12 protein-coding genes are annotated in these 19,649 nt (G+C 74.1%); 2 read left to right on the top strand and 10 right to left on the bottom strand.

Going from position 1 to position 19,649, the window contains the following annotated elements; genetic code table 11:
- Positions 1-119 precede the first annotated feature (119 nt).
- The 8 genes from QRN56_RS05880 to QRN56_RS05840 form a co-directional block, all read right to left on the bottom strand.
- On the bottom strand, positions 120-1,124 hold the full coding sequence (locus QRN56_RS05880) for an isopenicillin N synthase family dioxygenase (RefSeq protein WP_285101852.1): 1,005 nt from the start codon (positions 1,122-1,124) through the stop codon (positions 120-122).
- Between the two features lie 287 nt (positions 1,125-1,411).
- Positions 1,412-2,092, bottom strand: a complete 681-nt coding sequence (locus QRN56_RS05875; protein ID WP_285101851.1) for an alpha/beta fold hydrolase — start codon at positions 2,090-2,092, stop codon at positions 1,412-1,414.
- A 127-nt stretch (positions 2,093-2,219) separates the two neighbouring features.
- Complete coding sequence (locus QRN56_RS05870; RefSeq protein ID WP_285101850.1) at positions 2,220-3,389, bottom strand: hypothetical protein; 1,170 nt, start codon at positions 3,387-3,389, stop codon at positions 2,220-2,222.
- Positions 3,386-3,991, bottom strand: coding sequence for an RNA polymerase sigma factor (locus QRN56_RS05865; protein ID WP_285101848.1), 606 nt, complete (start codon positions 3,989-3,991; stop codon positions 3,386-3,388). The genes QRN56_RS05870 and QRN56_RS05865 overlap by 4 nt, the downstream gene beginning before the upstream one ends.
- A gap of 128 nt (positions 3,992-4,119) precedes the next feature.
- Positions 4,120-7,536, bottom strand: a complete 3,417-nt coding sequence (locus QRN56_RS05860; protein ID WP_285101847.1) for a S8 family serine peptidase — start codon at positions 7,534-7,536, stop codon at positions 4,120-4,122.
- Between the two features lie 129 nt (positions 7,537-7,665).
- Positions 7,666-10,281 carry a dipeptide ABC transporter ATP-binding protein gene (locus QRN56_RS27625; protein WP_350224554.1) on the bottom strand — a complete coding sequence of 872 codons (2,616 nt, stop codon included), beginning with the start codon at positions 10,279-10,281 and terminating at the stop codon, positions 7,666-7,668.
- Entirely contained in the window at positions 10,278-11,225 is a 948-nt protein-coding gene (locus QRN56_RS05845; RefSeq protein ID WP_285101846.1) for an ABC transporter permease, read from the bottom strand. Before QRN56_RS05845 ends, QRN56_RS27625 begins: the two co-directional genes overlap by 4 nt.
- Positions 11,226-11,249: 24 nt before the next feature.
- Positions 11,250-12,773, bottom strand: a complete 1,524-nt coding sequence (locus QRN56_RS05840; RefSeq protein WP_285101845.1) for an ABC transporter substrate-binding protein — start codon at positions 12,771-12,773, stop codon at positions 11,250-11,252.
- A 120-nt stretch (positions 12,774-12,893) separates the two neighbouring features.
- On the opposite strand from QRN56_RS05840, the gene QRN56_RS05835 reads away from it, so the two are divergent.
- Both QRN56_RS05835 and QRN56_RS05830 read left to right on the top strand, forming a co-directional pair.
- On the top strand, positions 12,894-13,718 hold the full coding sequence (locus QRN56_RS05835; RefSeq protein ID WP_285101844.1) for an exodeoxyribonuclease III: 825 nt from the start codon (positions 12,894-12,896) through the stop codon (positions 13,716-13,718).
- Between the two features lie 144 nt (positions 13,719-13,862).
- Positions 13,863-15,725 carry a septum formation family protein gene (locus tag QRN56_RS05830; protein ID WP_285101843.1) on the top strand — a complete coding sequence of 621 codons (1,863 nt, stop codon included), beginning with the start codon at positions 13,863-13,865 and terminating at the stop codon, positions 15,723-15,725.
- On the opposite strand, the gene QRN56_RS05825 is transcribed toward QRN56_RS05830, so the two are convergent.
- Both QRN56_RS05825 and clpB read right to left on the bottom strand, forming a co-directional pair.
- On the bottom strand, positions 15,703-16,746 hold the full coding sequence (locus QRN56_RS05825) for an ArsR/SmtB family transcription factor (protein WP_285101842.1): 1,044 nt from the start codon (positions 16,744-16,746) through the stop codon (positions 15,703-15,705). The two genes, QRN56_RS05830 and QRN56_RS05825, sit on opposite strands and share 23 nt — an antisense overlap.
- A gap of 273 nt (positions 16,747-17,019) precedes the next feature.
- Complete coding sequence (clpB, locus tag QRN56_RS05820) at positions 17,020-19,647, bottom strand: ATP-dependent chaperone ClpB (protein ID WP_285101841.1); 2,628 nt, start codon at positions 19,645-19,647, stop codon at positions 17,020-17,022.
- Positions 19,648-19,649: the final 2 nt, after the last annotated feature.

The raw sequence follows: 19,649 nt of genomic DNA, 5'->3' as shown, positions 1-19,649 counted from the left end.
GTTTCTGAAGCATCCGTAAGGCCGGCTACTCCGAGCCCGTCCCCGCTGTCGCCCCACGTGTCAGATCCACAGGTCACCCGGGGAACCTGTGGATCTGACACGTGCGGGGGACGGGACCGTCACGCGGTCTGGAGCAGGTGCGGGTGCTGCGCCTCCACCACGTTCGGGTGCGCCCGCACCCGGCTCTTGAGCCAGTTGTCGCCGAACACCGCGTGCAGCGGGTTCGCCGGGTCCAGCGTCACGCCCGGCGCGGCGGCACGGAGCGCCTCCGGCAGCTCGACGTCGGGGATCGTCGCGTCGAGCGCGGGCCCGTGGAAGTAGGGGATCGAGATGCGCTCGGTGCCCGCCGGCGGGGACACGACGCGGTGCAGCGTCGCCTTGAGGTAGCCGTCGGTCGCGATCTCCAGCAGCTCACCGATGTTCACGACGAACGCCCCGGCGGGCGGGACGACGTCGAGCCACTCGCCGTCCTTCTCGACCTGGAGGCCGGCCTTGCCGTCCTCGACGGAGAGGAGCGTGAGCACCCCAAGGTCCTTGTGCGCGCCGACGCCCTGTGCGGGCGCGGCCGCCTCCACCCCCGGGTAGCGGGCGATCTTCAGGTGGGGCGAGGGCCGCTCGAACACGGCGTCGAACGTGTCCGACGGCGCGCCGAGCGACTCGGCCCAGGCCCGCAGCAGGCGGGTCGCGACGCCGTCGAGCCGGCTCAGCCACTCCTCGGCGACCTCGCGCAGGGCCGGGAGAGCCTCGGGCCACAGGTTCGGGCCCTCCAGCGCCCAGTAGTCGGGGACGCCGGGGCCCGTGGGCACGGCCGGCCGCTCGGCGCCGATGTCGATCTGCTCGCGCTGGTCCACACGGCCGAGCGTGCGTTCGCCGCCCATCCGCGTCCAGCCGCGGAAGTGGGGGCTGTGGACGTTCTCGATCGCGCGCTTCTGCTCCTCGGGGAGCGCGAAGAACTCGCGGGCGGTGGCGTACGCACGGTCGATCAGGTCCTGCGGGACGCCGTGGCCGACCAGGGAGAAGAAGCCGACCTCGTGGGTGGCGCGCCGCAGCTCGTCGCGGAAACGGGCCTGGTCGTCGGGGCCGCCGTCGAGCAGCGAGAGGTCCAGTACGGGGATGCCGGGCATGGTGAGGGTCCTTTCGATGGTGCCGGGTGGGTGCGCCGACGGCGGCCGCCCCGGCATCGCCGAGACCTCGCCCGGGTGCTCCGCCGCCTCCGGACGGAGGAGCGCGGGAGCCCGGTGCGTGTGCACGGGGATGCGATGTGAGCAGGAGCTGCTGTCGGCGGCGCGAGGAAACGCGCCAGGGGGTCGCCCGGTGGGCGACCGCTCAGCGGCGACAGCAGGTACAGAGGAAGGTGCTCACGATGTGAGACACGGTAGCACCCCGGGCCGCGGAACGGCACGGGTCCGGCTCAGTCCGTCACGACCTCGCGCAGGAACCGCACCACCCGCCGCGCCCGGAACATCAGCGCGTACCCGATCGCGATCACGTGGCCCACCACGCTCATCGTCTCGTTCACGGCACCCTCGAGCAGGGTGTCCTCGTCGTCGACCACGCCGTCCCGCGCCGAGCGCAGGCTCAGGATCCTGGCCCGGTCGTCCGGGCCCAGCTCCTCCAGGAGCTTCGGCACGGTCGACAGCGACTGCGCGAACGGCGCGTTGCGTTCGAGCACGGGCTTGATGATGTCCTCGGGTTCGAGGAACTTCCCGGCGATGATCACGACGGCGACGATCGAGCGGCGTCGCGCGTACTCCGCGAGCACGGCGCCCGCGCCCGCGGATGCGCCCATGAGCGCCACCCGCTCGCCGCGCTGCTCGAACTGGTCGACCAGGGCGTCGAGCCGGTCCAGCCGCTCCTCGAACGACGCGTCGGACGACCAGCGCACGCGGAACATCGTGGTGCGCACCCCGAGGGCGCGCCAGGTGCGCAGCGCCTCGCGCTGGAGGTGCACCAGGGGCGGCATCCGGTCGCCGAGCCCCGGCACGTAGATCAGGCGGATCGGCGGCTTGCCGTGGTGCGTCGCCCGGGCGCCGGGGAGGCCGTCGTCGGGCGCGGGCAGGCCGCCGTCGCCGCTGGTCACGTGCTCGCTCATCTCGCGCAGGAGGCTACACCGGCGCACGGGCCGGGGACGCGCGGACGTGTCAGATCCACCGCGACGTGTCAGACGTACAGGTCACCCGAGGGACCTGTACGTCTGACACGTGCCTCGGAGTGCTGGGTCAGCGGCGCAAGAAGGGCACCAGCCGTGGGTCGTCGAGCTCCAGGGGACGGACGGAACGCGCACGGGCCTTGAGCGTGTCGAGGTCCGCGTCGGCGTCCAGGAGCCAGAACCGGGCGCCGTTCCTGTCCCACCTGAGGCTCGGCGGGTTGGCCCCCACACCTGGCAGGCCCCCGCTGTAGAGGGCGACGCCGCCGTCGAACTCGACCGCCTCGTAGTCACGCCCGTCGGCGAGGCCGGCCTCGATCGGCGTCGTGACCGGCCATGTCACCGAGAGGTACGAGTTGACGTCGTCGTGCCACATCTGCCAGAGGTACAGCGTCGTGCCAGGCTCCACCTCCGGTACCTCGACCTGCTCGAACCCGTCCGGCACGGGACCCGTCGCGGAACCGTCCGGGCCGTAGGTGAGGGACTCCAGGATCGCCCGAAACTCCTCGGCCGAGATGCCGCCGGCCTGGGCCGTCCAGGGATCTCCGAACTCGTCGATCCACTGCACGTAGTGGTCCCCCGACGGGAGTGTCTCCACTTCCGCCTGGTCCAGCAATGCGCGTGGAACAGGGACGTCCACGCCCATCTTGCCCGGGTACACGGCCACGGCCCGCCCGTCTGCCGCGTCGGCGAACACCACGGCGGCGACGCGCCCCGCGCACTCCACCGATGCGCTGTGCAGCCTCGGCGCGGCCGTCACCGGGACGTCCGGCAGCATCCAGCCGTGGTCGAGCACGCCGGACCACTCGGACGGCGGGATCACGGGGGAACCGTCGAGGCTGGAGCCCGGGCCGTCGCACTGTGCCGCCGCGGCGTCCTCCGCGGTCCTGTCCTCCGTCGTGGGCGACGGCGAGACGGTGGGACCCGTCCGGGAGTCCGGCTTCACGACCTGTGGGCCCACGTCCGCCGGCAGCGCCACGTCCTTGACCAGGACCGCCCCCAGTGCACCGATCCCGAGCACCAGCACGGTTGCGGTCAGCAGGACCAGGACCCTTCCCACGCCCCAGGTGCGGCGCGAATCCGGTGCGACGAGAGGTCTCGAGCCGCCCACGGTGAGCATCCCGCCTGCCTGCTCGCGCCGGCGGCCTCGCTCGAAGGCCGCGCGCGCGACCTCCAGGCCGGTGTCGTCCACGGCTCCGTCCGGTGCAAGCTCCAGCAGGTCGTCGTACCTCGCGCGGTTCATCGGGCCCTCCTCACGGCCGGGTCGGCCACGGCACCTGCGGGGCCGGCCCCAGGTGCCCGGCGTCCTGCATCAGACGTCGGCAGCTCCGCGCTCTCGGACTCGAGGCGGCGGCGCGCCCGCGACAGCCGCATCTTGAACGCGGCCACCGAGCATCCGGCTACCCGCGCGGCGTCGGCCGGCGGGAGCCCGTCCCACCCGGTGAGCAGCAGGGCTTCCCGCTCCTTCGGCGCGAGGCGGAGGAGCGCAGCGATCATCGAGTCGCGGCGGCTCACGGTCACCACGGCGTCCTCCGCCGCCCGGGCGACGCGCGCCAGGCGGACGAGCTCCCCCTCGGCCGCGCTGCGTCGTCGGGCCGCGCGGCGCTGGTTGCGCACCACGTTGCGTGCCACGACCAGCAGCCAGGGCAGCGGGTCACCCGGCAGGCTCGCCAGGCGCCGCCACGCGACGAGAAAGGTCTCGGACACCACCTCCTGGGCGTCGTGCGGCTCCACGTGGCGCATGGCGTAGGCCTGGACGCGCCAGGCGTACGCGCGCCAGAGCTCGGTGATCCGGTCCTCGTCCGACGGGGGATCACCGTCGGGCAGGCTTCGTAAGGTCGTCACGTTGTGGAGATGTCCGCTCGCGCGCCGGGGTAACAGGCCCTGACGATCTCACCGCACCGCGCACGTGTCAGACCCACAGGTCACCCAGGTGACCTGTGGGTCTGACAGCGCGTCGGTGGGGCGGTGGGTCAGCGGACGGCGTACGCGCGGGTCACCGTCTGCTTCACCGTGCCGCCCGACGCGTCCCGCGCCTCGACCCGGAGAGACACGTGCTCGGTGCCGCGCGGTACCCGTACCGTCCCGGTGAACGTCCCCCGCCGCTGGCCGGTGAGGGACACGGCGTGCCAGGTGGCGCCGTCGTCCGCGGACGACCACAGGCGGGCGGACGTGACCCGGTTCTTCGCGGACCGCCCCTCCGGGGCACCGGCCTGGTGCCCGACCGTGAGCGTGACCCGCGTGCCGCGGGGTGCCGCGTTGCGCGGGTCCAGACCCTTGACGGCGTAGCCGACGTCGAGCACGGCTGGGCCGGTGGCGGCGCCCGGCGCCGCGTGGAACCTCCACTCGGTGCTCGTCCGCGTGGACCGCTCCCACCAGGACGCCTCCTGGCTCGCGTCGAGGACCACGCGGTGGGCTGCGCCGTCAGCGGGGAGCGCCACCTCGGCCGTGGGCCGCGTCTGGTCGAGCACGGCCTCGCCGTCCTGCCAGACCCGCAGCCGCGTGCTCTGCCCGCCGAAGCCTGCGAACGGGTGCCCCTCCGCGTCGCTCCACGGCACGAGGCGGACGCCGAGCGTGTCGTCCGCGACCGTGAACGCGCCGGCTCCCGCGCGCGTGCTCAGGACGGCGCCGCCCACCGTGGTCCGGGCCTTTTCACGCGGCGCGTAGGTGCGTGCCACGGAGTCGAAGTATCCCTGCTGCGTGTCGTCCGCCGAGCCCGAGTAGACCTGGTGGCCCCAGGCGATGCCGTTCGTGCTCAGGTACTCGGTGCGCCGGCCCGGAACCGTGACCGGGCTGCCCACCGCCGAGCCCCACAGGTGACCCGGCGCGGTGCCGACCCGGGCGCTCTCGGCGTGGTGGTCGGCGCCGAGCGCCGCGTAGGTGGTCGTGACCGCGGCCGTGTCGCGGGCCGTCGCCCGGAAGCGGAACGTGTCCACCACGTCCTGCGTGTACAGCAGGTCGTAGGTGTACGACGGCGCCCGGCCCTGCGCCACCGGCTGCTCCAGGACGAAGTGGGTCTGCAGGTCGTACGTGCCGACCGTGACGGGCGCGTCCGTCGGCGTCGCGTACGCCTTCGCGTCGCCCCCGACCACGGTGCCGAACCCGTACGGGTCGTCGCCCGCGGCCGTGGTCCGGGTGTCGTCCAGCGCGATCCACCGGACCGCGGCGGGCCGGTGGGTGGAGACGGTGAGCTCGCGCGCCTCGCGGGCGTCGAGCACGACCGTGGTGTCGTCGGCGACGGTCACCTCGGGCCGGAGCACCGCGGAGACCTCGGAGACGACGTACTCCTCGTCCGTGGTCCACAGAAAGCCCGTGACCGAGTACCGGCCCGGCGGGACCCGCAGGTCCAGGCCCTCCGGGCCGATCTCCCGGTGCTCGTCGAACAGCGTCGGGTCGTCCACATTCACGATGCGCACGCTCGACGACCCGGTGTGCGGCTCGCCGTCGCGCCCGAGAGTCCGGACGTCAAGGTCCGCGAGGTCGGGCTCCTTGTAGTAGCCGAGCGGCGTCCGGATCTCCCGGCCCTCGGCGTCCGTGGCCGTGACCGCGCCCGAGTAGCGGCGCTCGACGGCGCCGACCGTGCGGTCGACGCCGACCTCGACGGTCGCCGTACCCCCGGCGGGCACTGTCACGGATGCGGCGTCGAGCGTGACGGCGCCGGCGGGCAGCGGCTCGCCGTCCTGGTCCGACGCCTCGACCATGAGGTCCAGCGTGACCGCGACGTCGCCGGGGTTCTCGTACGTGAGGGTCTGCGTCGAGGTGCCCTCCTGCGGGTACTCGAAGGCGCCGAACGACAGCGACGCGGGCGTCGGCGTGACGGGCAGGTCGAGGGCGGAGGGGACGAAGACCCGGCCGGCGCCCTCGTCGAACGCACCGCCGCTGGTGTGCCGGGCCGAGCCCATGAGAACGGCCTTGAGCTGCGGCCCCGTCAGCTCGGGACGGGCCTGCTTGAGCACGGCGGCCGCACCGGCCACGTGCGGCGCGGCCATGGAGGTGCCGCTCCAGGCCGTGTACGGGCCGTCGCTCTCCCACTCGTTGGTGCCGGCGGCCCGTGCCGCGACGATCTCGACGCCGGGCGCCGTGATGTCCGGCTTGACGGCGTAGTCCCGCGCCCGCGGTCCGCGGCTGGAGAAGTACGCGACCTGGTCGTCGTCGTCGACGGCGCCCACCGTCAGGGCCGAGTTCGCGGCCCCGGGCGGGACCACGGCGCCGTACAGGCCCTCGTTGCCCACCGCCACGACGAAGAGCGTCCCGTGCCGGGCGCTCAGCGTGTCGACGGCCATCGAGAACGGGTCGGTGCCGTCGGTGTAGCGCTCGGACTCGCCGAGGCTCATGTTCACCACGTCGGCACCGGCCTGGGCGATCCACTCCATGCCGTCGATGATCGACGACGCCTCACCGCCACCGAAGTCGTCGAGCACCTTGCCGACCAGGAGGTCGGCGCCGTGGGCCACGCCGCGGTTGTCGCCGTCCGACGCGTCGCCCGAACCCAGGGCGATCGAGGCCACGTGCGTGCCGTGGCCGTACCGGTCCTCGGTGTCGCCAGCGCCGGTGAAGTCGCGTGCGCCGACCAGCACGTCGTCGAGGTCGGGGTGGGTCGTGTCGATGCCGGAGTCGAGCACCCCGACGGTCACCCCGTCGCCGGTGAACCCGGCGTCCCAGGCGGCCGGCGCGCCGATCTGCGGCATCGAGTCCGTGTCGAACGCCTCGACGCGCCCGTCCAGCCAGACCTTCACGTCGGGCGTGGCCGAGCGGGCCGCCGGGGCCGGGTCCAGCGTCGCGAGCAGGTCGGCGGCCGCGGCCCTGTCCAGGTCGGCCGAGACCGCACCGACCGACGGCAGGCTCCGCTCGGGTTCGAGGCCGAGTGCTGCCCAGTCGAGCTCGTCGTGCCGCGCGGCGCCGGCCACGGCCGCCGCGCCGGGCCCGCCCGCGGTAGTGACCGCGTCCGCGGCGGCGGCCGCGTCGGCCACCGCGGCGTCCTGCACGATGACGGGGACCGTGTCCCGGTGCTCGTCGTCGTACCCCGCGGCGACGAGGCTCGTGACGTCGAAGAGCGCAGGGTCCAGACGGTCGGGCACGAGGCGCGCGACGTCACCGGGGATCACCTGCACGCTGTCACCCTGGACCAGTTTCTGGAAGGCGATCCCCTCGCGACCCGCCGCGGGGCGGACCGTGACGGACCTGCTGCCGTCGGGGTACCGCCCGACGTCGACCTGGTCCCCCGTGATCAGGGTGACGGTCGCGGACGACGCGCCCGCCCCCGCCGTCCCTGTCGCAGCGGCTTCCTCCCCGCGGGACCCGGACGCTCCGGACGACCACGCCGGTACCCCTGTACCCAGCGCGACCGCCACCGCGATCGCCGCTGCCGCTGCACCCGTTCTGGCGCGCATCTGCCTGTCTCCTTCGTGAGGATGCCGGCGGTCGAACACCGCCTTCACGAGGGCAGACGCCGCGTGCGCCGGGATCGTTGGGGTGGACGAGAACCGGGCGCGACCTGTGTCAGCGCTGGTCAGCGCTGGTCAGCGCAGCAGCGGCGTCGCCGCGCGCAGGCGCCGCGTGTACTCGTGCCGCGGGTCGTCGTAGACCTGGGCGGTGGGCCCCTGCTCCACGATCAGGCCGTCGTGCATCACCGCGACGTGGTCGCAGACGTGCCGCACGACGCCGAGGTCGTGCGACACCAGCAGCAGCGTCAGCGCGTACTCGTCGGCGAGCCGCACGAGCAGGTCCAGCACCTGCCTCCGGACGGAGACGTCGAGCGCGCTGACCGGCTCGTCCGCCACGAGGATGCGCGGCCGGCACACCAGGGCCCGCGCGATCGCGATGCGCTGCCGCTGCCCGCCCGAGAACTGGTGCGGGTACCGCTCGGTCGCATCGAGCGGCAGGCCGACGGCGTCCAGCATCTCGCGCACCGCGTCCCGCCGGGCGGCCGCGGTCCGGGGGCCGCCGTCCCGGACGTTCGCCGGGTTCAGCAGCGGCTCCGCCACGATGTCGCCCACGGTCATGCGGGGGTCCAGCGAGCCGTACGGGTCCTGGAACACGAGCTGCAGGGCGGCGCGCAGGTCGCCCAGGTCGGGCGACGCCGTCGGCCCGCCCACGCCGCGCGCGCCGCCCGACGGCGCGGTCCCCACCCGGCCGGTGCCCGCCGGGCTCAGGTCGACGCCCGCGCTGGCGACGCGGCCCGACGTCGCCTGATCCAGTCCGGAGACGATCCGCAGCAGCGTCGACTTGCCCGACCCGGACTCGCCCACGATGCCGAACCGCTGCCCTTCGCGGACCTCCAGGGAGACGCCCCGGAGGGCGTGCACGGTCTGGCCGCGACTCGCGTAGGTCCGGGTCACGTCCTCGACCCGGATCAGAGGCTCCGGGGCCGACGGCGACTGCCCGGCCGTCGCGGCCGACCGCCCGTCCGCCCCCGGCCCGGCCGCCTCCACCGCCAGCGGTTCGAGGGCGGACGCCGCGAGCAGCCGCCTCGTGTACTCGTGCCGGGGGTGCGCGAACACCTCGGCGACCGGGCCCTCCTCGACCACGACGCCGTCGAGCAGCACCACCACCCGCTCGCACACCTGGGACACCACGGCGAGGTCGTGCGTGATGAACAGCAGCCCCGCGCCGCGGTCACGGACCAGGCGCACCACGAGGTCCAGCACCTGCCGCTGCACGGTGACGTCGAGGGCCGTGGTCGGCTCGTCCGCCACGAGCACCGCCGGGTCGTTCGCCAGCGCCGTCGCCAGCACCACCCGCTGGCGCTGCCCGCCGGACAGCTCGTGCGGGTACCGCCGGGCGGCGCCGTCGGGCAGGCCCACCTCGGCCAGCAGGTCCGCCGCCCTCCTGGACGCCGTCCCGTGCGGGACCCCGTGCACCGTCATCGCCTCCGCGACCTGGCGGCCCACGCGCATCAGCGGGTTGAGGGCCGTCATCGGCTCCTGGAAGACCATCGAGATCTCCCGGCCGCGGAGCCGCGCCAGCGCGCGCTCGCCCCGGTCCAGGAGGTTCCCGTCCACCCCGGCGAGGCCGACGTGCCCGGTCGCCGAGACGCCGTCGGGCAGCAGGCCCAGCGCCGCGAGCGCCGTCATGGTCTTGCCCGACCCGGACTCGCCGATCAGCCCGACGCGCTCGCCCGCGGCGACCCGCAGCGAGAGGTCGGACAGGAGCGCCCGCCCGCTCTGGGTGCGGACGGTCAGCCCGCGCAGGTCGAGGGCGGGTTCCGCAGCCGCGCCGTCGGGCTCGTGGCGGACGCCGGTTCCGGCGTCCACGGCGACGTGCTCGGCCGCGGGACCGGTGCTCGCCAGCCTCGGGTCCAGGACGTCGCGGAGGCCGTCGCCCAGGAGGTTGAAGCCGAGCACCGCCACGGCGATCGCCACCCCCGGCACGATCGCCAGGTGGTCGGCCACGCCCAGGAACTGCTGCGACTCCTGCAGCATGCGGCCCCACGACGGCGTGGGCGGGGGCGTGCCCAGGCCCAGGAAGGACAGCCCTGCCTCGGCGAGCACGGCGATCGCGAAGTTCACGGAGCACTGCACCAGCACCGTGCCGGCGATGTTGGGCAGCACGTGCCGCGCCGCGATCGCGAGGTTCCCCCGGTTCGCCGCCCGGGCGGCGAGCACGTAGTCGGCGCGCATCACCTGCAGGGTGCCGCTGCGGGCCACGCGCGCGAAGGCCGGGATCGAGCCGATGCCGAGCGCGACCATCGCCGTCACCGTGCCCGCGCCGTAGACGGCGCCCAGCACGATCGCGAGCAGCAGGCCCGGGAACGCGAGCAGGATGTCGCTGCCCCGCATGAGCACCGCGGCGGGCCGCCCACGGCCCGACCCCTGGAGCATCCCCGCGAGCACGCCGAGCGGCACACCGACCACCGCTGCGATCCCGACCGCGACGAGCCCCACCAGCAGCGTGATCTGCGCACCGGCCATGACCTGCGAGAACACGTCGCGACCGAACCGGTCCGTGCCGAACCAGTGCTCGGCGCCCGGCGGCAGCAGCCGCTCCGCACCGGCGTGCTCCGGGTCGTAGGGGGTCCAGACCAGCGACACGAGCGCCGTGACCAGCACGAGCCCGACCAGCACGGCGCCGAGGACGAGCTGGGGGTGCACCCGGCCGCGACGTCGGGCCGGACCCCGACGGCGCCCGCCGCTCATGCCGCCCTCCGCAGCCGCGGGTCCAGCAGGGTGTAGGCCAGGTCGACCAGGAAGTTCAGCAGCACCACCAGCACCACGAGCACCGCCACGACGGACTGCACGGCGAGCAGGTCGCGGTTGCCCACCGAGTCCAGCAGGAGGCTGCCGAGACCGGGCACGGCGAAGACCCGCTCGATCACCACCGCACCGATGAGCATGGACGCGATCTGCACCCCGACGACCGTCACGATCGGCACACCCGCGTTCCGCAGCCCGTGCCGCACCAGCGCACCCGTGAAGGTGAGCCCCTTGGCGCGGGCGGTGCGCAGGAAGTCCTCGCGCATGATCTCCAGCACGGCGCTGCGCACGTACCGCGTGATGATCGCGGCCTGCACGGAGCCCAGCGCGACCGCGGGCAGCAGCACGTGCCGCCAGAACTCCCCGAGCCCGTCGACGGGCGCCGTCCAGCCGCCCGAGGGCAGCCAGCCCAGCCGGACCGCGAACAGGGACACCAGCAGCACGCCCACCAGGAAGTTCGGTACGGCCACTCCGACCTGGCTCACCGCGGACAGCGTCACGCCGCCCGCGTTCCGGTGCCAGACGGCGGCCAGCGTGCCCAGCGGCACCGCCACCACCAGGGCGATCAGCATGCCGAGCAGCACCAGGATGCCCGTGACCTGCACCCGGTCCGCGACCAGCGGCGTCAGCTCCTGCGACGTGACGTAGCTCGTGCCGAGGTCACCGGTGAGCAGCCCGCCCACCCAGTGCAGGTACTGGGCGACCAGCGGACCGTCCGTGCCGTGCTCGGCGCGCCAGGCCGCGAGCGCCTCCGGGGACGCCTCGATCCCGAGCGCGACGACGGCGGGGTCGCCGGGCAGCACCCGCAGCAGCAGGAAGATCGCCGCCGTCGCCACGAGCAGCGTGGCGGCGAGCTGGGCGACGTGCGAGGCGAGGTGTCTGGCCACGGCGTTGTCCGGCGGCGGGCCGGATCAGCTGTCCGACCAGCGCAGGCCGGTCAGGTCCATCGACTCCGTGGTGGCGTTCGCGGCGATGCCCGCGAGGGCGGCGTCGGCCACGACCGTGTTGGGGAAGAGGAACAGGGGGTCGCTCGCGGCGTCGTCCACGATCATCCGGGCGACCTCCTGCATGCCCGCGACGTACTGGTCGGGGCTGCCCTCGTCGGCCTGCTCGGCCACCTGGGCGAGCCGCGGGTTGTCGTAGCCGATGTAGTAGTCGGGGTCGCCGAAGATCGTGAGCATGTCCCGGGCCTCGGTGTGGAGGATCACGGACATCTCGTAGTCGTGCTCGGTGAACACCTTGTCGAGCCAGACGGCGGGGAACTCGGCCGGGACGATCTTCGCGTCGATGCCGACGTCCTTGAGCTGCGAGACGACCACCTGGGCGACGGCCTCCGCGTAGGGGCGGGTCGGGACGTCGAACGTGATGCTCAGGTTCTCGGCGCCGGCCTCGGCCAGCAGCTCCCGCGCCCGGTCCGGGTCGTACGGGTAGGAGTCCGTGAGGTCCTGGTAGTAGGGGTCGGTGGGCGGCACCATCGAGCCGATGAGCTGCCCGTGCCCGGCCCACGCCGTGTCGAGGACGGCCTGGCGGTCGATCGCGTACATGACCGCGCGGCGCACGTTCAGGTCGTCGAAGGGCGGCCGGGCGTTGTTCAGCGAGAGCAGCACCTCGCCCGTCGAGGTGCCGTCGATCACCTGGAGGTCCTCGTCCTGCTCCAGACCGGAGATCAGGTCCGGGGCCTGCATGTTGTAGGCCATGTCGACGTCGCCGGCCCGGACGGCGTTGGCCTGCGCGTTCGCGTCGGCGAAGTACCGCACGGTGACCTCGGTGAGCGCGGGCGCCTCGCCCCAGTAGTCGTCGCGGGCGGCGAGCGTGACGTGCTCGCCGGTCGCGACCTCCTCGACCGTGTAGGGCCCGGTGCCGACCGCCTCGGTGGCCAGGTCGACGGACAGGTCGTCCGGGAACATGGCGCCCACGGAGGTGCCCATGTCGAACAGCCAGGCGTTGCTCGGGTGCGCCAGCGTCACGGCGACCTCGGTGTCGCTGACCGCCTCGACGCTCTCGACCACGTCCATCTTGGCCTTGAGGCTCAGCGTCCAGTCGTCCTGGACCCGCCCGATCGACGACACCACGTCGTCCGCGGTGAAGGCGGAGCCGTCGGAGAACGTCACGCCGTCGTGCAGCGTGAAGGTGTAGACCGTGCGGTCGCCGTTGATCTCCCAGGACTCGGCGAGCTGCGGCTGCACCTCGCCCTCCTGGTCGATGGTCACCAGACCCTCGTACACGTTGTTCATCAGGAGCTGGGGTATCGCCGAGCCGGACGTCGTCGTGAAGTCGAGGTTGGTCGGCTCCCCGGTCAGCCCGACGACGGCGTCGGTACGCCCCTCTCCCGGGGCCTCGCCGGACGAGCTCCCGGCGGAGCACGCCGTGAGCAGGGCCGCTGACGTGAGGACGACGACGGCGCCCAGGGCACGACGCCCGGTGAGGATCTGCACACGGCCAGCGTAGTCGGGGTGAAACGGCTCGAAAATCAGGGTCCGAGAAGTGCGGCCGGAATCACAGCGACGCCCGGCTACCGGACCTCACACGGACACCGCCGCACGTAGGCTGTCGGCGTGCGCGTCGTCACCTGGAACGTCAACTCCATCCGCACGCGGCTCGACCGTGCGCTCGCCTTTCTCGACCGGTCGCAGGCCGACGTCCTGGCGATCCAGGAGACCAAGTGCCGGGACGACCAGTTCCCCACCGCGGCGTTCGAGGCCGCCGGGTACGAGGTGGCGCACTTCGGGCTGTCACAGTGGAACGGCGTGGCCATCGCGTCGCGCGTCGGCCTGGACGACGTCGCCACCCAGTTCCCGGGGCAGCCCGGCTTCGCGAAGGCGATCGCCGACGACGGCCCCGACGCCCTGCTCGACGTCGCCCCGCCGGTCGAGGCGCGGGCGATCGGCGCGACCTGCGGCGGCGTCCGCGTGTGGAGCCTGTACGTGCCGCACGGCCGCGCGCTCGACGACCCGCACTACGCCTACAAGCTGGCCTGGCTGGAGTCCCTGCGGACCGCGGCGAAGACCTGGGCGGACGCCGGCGACGCCGTCGCGCTCACGGGGGACTGGAACGTGATCCCGCTCGACACCGACGTCTACGACGCCGCCGACTTCGCCGGCAAGACCCACGTGTCCCCGCCGGAGCGGGCCGCGTTCGAGGCCTTCGGCGACGCCGGGTACACCGAGCTGACCCGCAAGTTCCTCCCGGAGGAGCACACCTACACCTACTGGGACTACCAGCAGCTCGCGTTCCCGCGGAACAAGGGGCTGCGGATCGACTTCTGCTGGGCCTCGCCCGCGCTCGCGGGACGCGCGGCCGGCGCCGCGATCGACCGCGACGAGCGCAAGGGGAAGGGCGCGTCGGACCACGTCCCGGTGATTGTCGACCTGACCGATTGATCCGTCCTGCGACGGCTGTGATGTGCGCAGGTTCCACTCCCGATGGGGAAATCATCGGGTGAAATTGTCCCTAAATCGAGTGCGCTCGAAACGGTTGCCGTTCCGGTAGCGGGGTCGTTACAGAATGTCGGTAAGTTAACCTGCATGACGTCGACGCCCGACCAGACCCCGGCCGCCACTGAAGTCGCCGAGATCCCCGTTTCGGATCCTGCCGCGAAGGCGTCCTCGGTCGAGTCGGAGCCGGACCGCGCGCCCGACGGCCTCGGCGGCAAGGACGACGGCGAGGGTGACGCGGAGGCCGCGGAACCGTCCGGCGACGCTCCGGAGGCCGCGGAACCCGGGCCCGCGGAAGCCACGCCCGCGGAGGGCAAGGACGAGGAGTCCGCGGACGCCGCGGGCGACGAGCGCGTGGGCGAGGACGCCGCGGCGGCACCGGGCGCGGACGACGCCGCCGCGGACACCACCGCGGACAGGTCGACGGACTCGGCCCCGGACGCCGAGCCGGGGAACGACACGGTCGCCGACGACGGCCCGGCCGCGGCGAGCTCGGCCGAGAGCCCGGCTGAGCCAGAGGCCACCGCCGCGCCCGCACCCGCCACGGTGCCGGAGCCCGAGGACGTGCCGCCCGCGGAGCCCGCACCCGAGCCGACCCCCGCGGCGGCGGACCGCGCACGGCGGTACGAGGCACCCACCGAGGAGATCCGGGTCGTCCCGGCCGCCGCACGCCCGGCAGCACAGCCCACGACCTCGGCGTCGGCGTCGACGCCCGAGGCGGCACCGGAGCCCGACGACGCGGTGGGATCGGAGGCGGCACCGGAGCCCGAGGAAGCGGAGCCCGAGGCGGCCCCCCACGCCGAGGCCACCGCGGCAGAGGCCACCGCCACCTCGACCGAGGACGAGGCCGGCGCCCAGGCCGCGGACGCCACGAAGCCGTCGGGCGACGCCCCGGTCGTCGACGAGACGTTCGACTTCAAGGCCCTCTCCTTCGCGGCGATCGCCGCGGCGCACAAGAAGGCGCTCGGACCCCGCACCGTCACGGCCGAGGACGAGACGTCCGGGGACGACGCCGGCACGCAGAGCCCGGACGCGCAGGCGTCTGCCGGCTCGCCCGCGGACGCCCCGGCCGCGAGCGCACCCGTGGCCCGGGCGACCACACAGGCGGCCGGGCCCGCCCCGGTCGAGCCCTCTTCGGCGGAGGACGACCCGGACGCGGAGGAGACCGGGGCGAGCACCCCGGCGACGGAGGACGACTTCGCCGCCGCGTCGGAGCTCTTCGCCTCCCCCGCGACCCGCACCCCGCCGGCCACCACGCCGCCGAGCCCGTTCCCGACGCCCGCGGCGCCGCAGCAGCAGCCGCAGGGCGGGTCGCCGCAGGCCCCGTCGGCACCGCAGCAGCCGCCGTCGCCGTTCCCGGTGACGCCCGGGGGCTCGCCGCACTCGTTCCCGGCCGTCCACGACTACGCGCCCGAGGCGTCCTACGCGGGGTGGCGCCCGCCCACCGAGGCCGACGAGTCCGCGAAGCGGCGGCGGTACGCCCTGATCGCCGGGGCGACGCTGGCCGTGGTGGCGGTCGTCGTGGTGATCGCCCTGATCGTGAACATGGTCGGCAGGCAGCAGTGGGAGCCCATCGAGGCGATGATCGCGGAGCCCCAGGAGGTGCACCCGCTCCAGCTCGTGCTCGGCTCCTGCGTCGAGAGCGTGCCGCCGGACGGCGAGATCTCGGAGGTGCTCGCGGTCCCGTGCGACGCCTCCCACGCGGCCCAGGTGGTGGGCCGCACCGACTTCGCCGACGCCGCCGTCTGGCCGGGCCGCGACGCCGTCGACACGCGCATCGCGCAGGTCTGCGGCACCAAGCAGCTCGGCCCGAACGCCCGCACGAGCCCGGTCGCGGACTCGGTGAGCTACGTGGTCTGGGGCCCCAGCGAGGACTCGTGGGCCGACGGCGACCGGGTCGGCCTGTGCCTGGCGACCACCGCGGAGCCGATCACGCAGGATCTGCTGCAGTAGCGGTCGACGCCGTCGGCACCCGGCCACCGCCGCCGTCCAGCAGCGTGCGGCCCAGCGGGGTCAGCGCGTGGAGCACCGTGTTGCGCTCGCGTCCGCTGGAGACGAGCCCGGCGTTGCGCAGCACGGTGGTGTGCTCCGAGGCCGACGCCGGAGAGATCGCCAGGCGCTGCGCGAGCTCGCTGGTCGTCGCCCCCGTGCCGAGCGCGCGGAGCACCGCGGCCCGGGTGCGCCCGAGCAGCGCGGTGAGCTGCCGGCCGCCGTCGGCCCGCGCCGCGGGCCGGGTGCCGGTCCAGACCTGCTCGTGGGTGATGGGGTAGATCAGCAGCGGCGGGAGCTCGGGGTCGGCCAGCGAGATCGGGGCCCGGTGGCAGAAGTACGACGGCACGATGAGCAGCCCGCGGCCCGCCAGGTGCACGTCCCGCTCGGCCGCGGTGGTCACGGAGAGCACGGGGTGCTCCCACCGGATCGCGGGGTGCAGGGTGCGCAGCGCGTGCTCGGTGCCGCCCTCCACCCAGGCGCGGGTGCGCGCCGCGCGGTCGACGTCGACGGCGGCGAGGATGCCGCTCCAGTACGGCCCGACCGCCTGCTCGTGGTACGAGCGCATCGCCACGCCGAGCCCGCGCACGGCGGGTGCCGACCCGTCGGCGAGGTCCCGCATCCAGAGGTGCGGCCTGCGCCCGCGCGCCAGCCGGGAGATGTCGCGCCGGAGCTGGTCGCGCGGCGTGGACAGCACCGCGTCGAGGCCGGTCTCGAACGCGTCGGCGCCGGGCGGGAGCGGATCCGCCCCGGTGGCGGGCGTGAGGAAGTCCGGCGAGTACCCGCGCGGCGGCGCGAGACGCAGCAGCATCCGAGCCGCGGGCGGCATTCCGGACAGCACGCGCTCCCGCCAGGGGTCGAACAGCGTCGTCCCTCCGCGCTGGTTCACCACGTGGGCGCTGAGCAGCGTCTCCCACATGGGGTCCGGGCCCGGTGCGATCCGGACCCGGGCCAGGTCATCCGAGGTGAAGTGGAACCGCAGCACCGGGCCTCCTCGACCGTCTGCCTCTCGTGTTGGCTCCCGTCGGCTCGCCCCCCGCGCGCCCTGACCGTGCGGAGCCGTGCGCGGCCGGCCGCGCACGGATTCACCCCGCACATACAGAGGGACGTGCGGGATTTCCGGTTCTGGGCGATCGGGGGGCCACCTTCACAACACCGTCACATCCGGGTGCGCCCGCTCCGCGGTGCGCGCCCGCCACTCCGGCTCCGCGGTGCGCGCCCGCCACTCCGGCTCCGCGGTGCGCACCCGCCGTTCCGGCTATGCGGTGAGCACCCGCCGTTCGAGGGCGAGCCCCTCCCCGTCGGCACGGTCCACGACCACCGTGTCGCCGTCGGACACCTCGCCCGCGAGCAGCAGCCGCGCCAGGCGGTCGCCGATCTCGCGCTGCACGAGGCGGCGCAGCGGCCGGGCGCCGTAGGCCGGGTCGAAGCCCTCCAGGGCGAGCCACTCGCGGGCCGCCGCGGTCACCTCGAGCGTGATGCGCCGGTCGCCGAGCCGCTTCGCGAAGGCCCCGACCTGCAGGTCGACGATGCGCCCGAGCTCGTCCAGCGACAGCGCGTCGAAGATGACCACGTCGTCCAGCCGGTTGAGGAACTCCGGCTTGAACGCCGCGCGGACGGCGGTCATGACGGACTCCCGCCGCTCCTCGTCCGACAGCATCGGTTCCACGAGGAACTGCGAGCCGAGGTTCGAGGTCAGCACCAGGATGGTGTTGCGGAAGTCCACGGTGCGGCCCTGGCCGTCGGTGAGACGGCCGTCGTCGAGCACCTGGAGCAGGATGTCGAAGACCTCGGGGTGCGCCTTCTCCACCTCGTCCAGCAGCACCACCGAGTACGGCCTGCGCCGCACGGCCTCGGTGAGCTGGCCGCCCTCCTCGTACCCGACGTAGCCCGGAGGGGCGCCGACGAGCCGGGCCACGGAGTGCTTCTCCCCGTACTCGGACATGTCGATGCGCACCATGGCGCGCTCGTCGTCGAACAGGAAGTCCGCCAGCGACTTGGCGAGCTCGGTCTTGCCCACGCCCGTGGGGCCGAGGAACAGGAACGAGCCGGTGGGCCGGTCCGGGTCGGAGACGCCGGCCCGGGTGCGCCGCACGGCGTCGGACACCGCGGCGACCGCGGTCCGCTGGCCGATCAGGCGCTCCCCGAGCACGTCCTCCATGTGCAGGAGCTTCTCCGACTCGCCCTGGAGCAGCCGCCCGGCGGGGATGCCGGTCCAGGCGGCGACCACCTCGGCGATCTCGTCGGCGCCCACCTTGTCGGCGATCATCGGCGGCTCGGCGTTCTCGGGGCCGAGGCCGTCCGGCTCGTCCTCCGAACCGGCCTCTTCCTCCTCGGCCGCGACGAGCTCCTTCTCGACCACGGGGATCTCGCCGTACTGGATGCGCGCGGCACCCTCCAGGTCGCCCTCGCGGAGCTTGCGCTCGGCGTCGGTGCGCAGCTCGTCCAGGTGGGCGCGCAGGTCACCCACGCGGTTGTGCCCGGCCTTCTCGGACTCCCAGCGCGCGGTGAGCGCGGCCAGCGCCTCGCGGCGGTCGGCGAGGTCGGCCCGGAGCCGTTCGAGCCGGTCCTTGGATGCGGCGTCGGCCGACTCGGAGAGCACGACCTCCTCCATCTCGAGGCGCGTGACGGCGCGCTGCAGCTCGTCGATCTCGATCGGCGAGGAGTCGAGCTCCATGCGCAGGCGGGACGCGGCCTCGTCGACCAGGTCGATCGCCTTGTCGGGGAGCTGCCGGCCGGAGATGTACCGGTCGGAGAGCGACGCGGCGGCCACGAGCGCCGAGTCGGCGATCGTCACCTTGTGGTGCGCCTCGTACCGCTCCTTGAGCCCGCGCAGGATCGCCACGGTGTCCTCGACCGACGGCTCGCCCACGAAGACCTGCTGGAACCGGCGCTCCAGCGCGGGGTCCTTCTCGATGTGCTCGCGGTACTCGTCGAGCGTGGTGGCGCCGACCATGCGGAGCTCGCCGCGGGCCAGCATGGGCTTGAGCATGTTGCCGGCGTCCATCGCGCCGTCGCCGCCGGCGCCCGCGCCGACCACGGTGTGCAGCTCGTCGATGAAGGTGACCACCTCGCCGTCCGACGCCGTGATCTCCTCCAGGACCGCCTTGAGGCGCTCCTCGAACTCGCCGCGGTACTTGGCGCCGGCCACCATCGAGGCCAGGTCGAGGGCGATCAGCCGCTTGCCCTTGAGGGACTCGGGCACGTCGCCGGCCACGACGCGCTGGGCCAGCCCCTCGACGACGGCGGTCTTGCCGACGCCGGGCTCGCCGATGAGCACGGGGTTGTTCTTGGTGCGGCGGCTCAGCACCTGGATCACGCGGCGGATCTCCGAGTCGCGGCCGATCACCGGGTCCAGCTTGCCGTCGCGGGCCTGCTGCGTGAGGTCCGTGCCGTACTGCTCCAGCGCCTTGTAGGTGCCCTCCGGGTTGGGGCTCGTGACCCGGCCGGAACCGCGGACGGCGGGCAGGGCCGCGCGCAGCGCGTCGGCGGTCGCCCCGGCGTCGGACAGGATCTGCGCCGCGGACGACTGCCCGGCCGCGAGCGCGATGAGCAGGTGCTCGGTGGAGACGTACTCGTCGCCCAGCCCCTGGGCCTCCTTGCCCGCGAGGTCGAGCACCGTCGCCAGGGCGCGGCTCGCACTCGGCTGGGCCGTGCTGGACCCGCTGGCCTGGGGCAGCGCGACGAGGGCCGCGCGCACCTGCTGGCCGATGGCCTGCGCGTTCGCCCCGACCGCGTCGAGCAGGCCCACGGCCACGCCGCGCTCCTGCTGGAGCAGCGAGGCGAGCAGGTGGACCGGCTCGAGCTGCGGGTTGCCGGCGGCCGACGCCGACTGGATGGCGTCGCCGATCGCCTGCTGCGACATGGTCGTGAACTTGGTGTCCATGA

It is taken from the genome of Promicromonospora sp. MEB111 (assembly GCF_030209445.1).
Lineage (GTDB): Bacteria > Actinomycetota > Actinomycetes > Actinomycetales > Cellulomonadaceae > Promicromonospora.
The sequence above is the reverse complement of the archived record's forward strand: the minus strand, read 5'-3'. Positions and strand labels throughout refer to the sequence as shown.

What these genes read in the sequence shown, in the direction of transcription:
- QRN56_RS05875 (WP_285101851.1), bottom strand. Translation starts at nt 2,092, where the DNA reads ATGAGCGAGCACGTGACCAGCGGCGACGGCGGCCTGCCCGCGCCCGAC.
- clpB (WP_285101841.1), bottom strand. Translation starts at nt 19,647, where the DNA reads ATGGACACCAAGTTCACGACCATGTCGCAGCAGGCGATCGGCGACGCC.
- QRN56_RS27625 (WP_350224554.1), bottom strand. Translation starts at nt 10,281, where the DNA reads ATGAGCGGCGGGCGCCGTCGGGGTCCGGCCCGACGTCGCGGCCGGGTG.
- QRN56_RS05870 (WP_285101850.1), bottom strand. Translation starts at nt 3,389, where the DNA reads ATGAACCGCGCGAGGTACGACGACCTGCTGGAGCTTGCACCGGACGGA.
- QRN56_RS05860 (WP_285101847.1), bottom strand. Translation starts at nt 7,536, where the DNA reads ATGCGCGCCAGAACGGGTGCAGCGGCAGCGGCGATCGCGGTGGCGGTC.
- QRN56_RS05830 (WP_285101843.1), top strand. Translation starts at nt 13,863, where the DNA reads ATGACGTCGACGCCCGACCAGACCCCGGCCGCCACTGAAGTCGCCGAG.
- QRN56_RS05880 (WP_285101852.1), bottom strand. Translation starts at nt 1,124, where the DNA reads ATGCCCGGCATCCCCGTACTGGACCTCTCGCTGCTCGACGGCGGCCCC.